Annotated in this window: 1 protein-coding gene; it reads right to left on the bottom strand. The window is 62.1% G+C overall.

Annotation, left to right across the window (positions count from 1 at the left end):
* On the bottom strand, positions 1–596 hold a 596-nt coding region (locus B3C64_RS06920; protein ID WP_291534663.1), incomplete at its 3' end, for an aminotransferase class I/II-fold pyridoxal phosphate-dependent enzyme.
* Between the last annotated feature and the right edge of the window lie 199 nt (positions 597–795).

Here is a 795-nt window from a genome sequence, read left to right as displayed (position 1 = left end):
TCCATCGCCTGTTCGATTTCCCAACGTTCCCACACGCGGCCGCAGGGGTTGTGCGGACTGCAGAAAATGGCGACGTGGATGTTGTTCTCCTTGATGCGGCGTTCCATGTCGGCGAAATCCATACGCCAGACGCCTTCCGCGTCGCGCTTGAGCGGGCTGTGCACGATGCGGTAGCCGTTGTTGCTCAGGCTGTTGGTGAATCCGATGTACGTCGGGCTGTGCAGCAGCACGGCGTCGCCGGGCGCGGCGAATGCGGTCACGGCGGAGATCACGCCGCCGAGCACGCCGTTTTCGTATCCGATCGCGTCACGGGTCAGTCCGGTCACGTCGTTGCGGTCGCGCTGCCAGCGGATGATCGCGTCGAAGTACTCGTCCGACGGATTGAAGTAGCCGTACAGCGGGTGCTTCGCGCGTTCGATGATCGCCTCGGGAATGGTCGGCACCGTGGCGAAATTCATGTCGGCGACCCACATCGGAATCACATCGAATCCCTCGCGAGGCGCGTCCGGCGCCATCCCGGGTATCGTGCCCAGACCGTCCACCGCCAAGGCGTCCTTGCCATGTCTGTCGATGATGGTGGTGAAATCGTAAACCATGCTGTTTCCTTTGCTATCCAATCTTTCCAACGTCCCATGGCGTCCGGCAGCAGCACATCATTGCGTATCCGCATTCGTCTGCCGGCATGCCCGCTCGTCGCAACGTGCCAATGTATCAGCCACCGACGGCATACACCGGCATGCCGACGCGCCGCGCCCGCATGGTCGAACGGATTCGCAAGGCAGAAAGGCCGGAAAG

This window comes from Bifidobacterium sp. UBA6881, from assembly GCA_002451435.1.
Lineage (GTDB): Bacteria > Actinomycetota > Actinomycetes > Actinomycetales > Bifidobacteriaceae > Bifidobacterium.
Note: the sequence above shows the minus strand (reverse complement) of the source record. Positions and strands in the feature narration are given on the sequence as shown.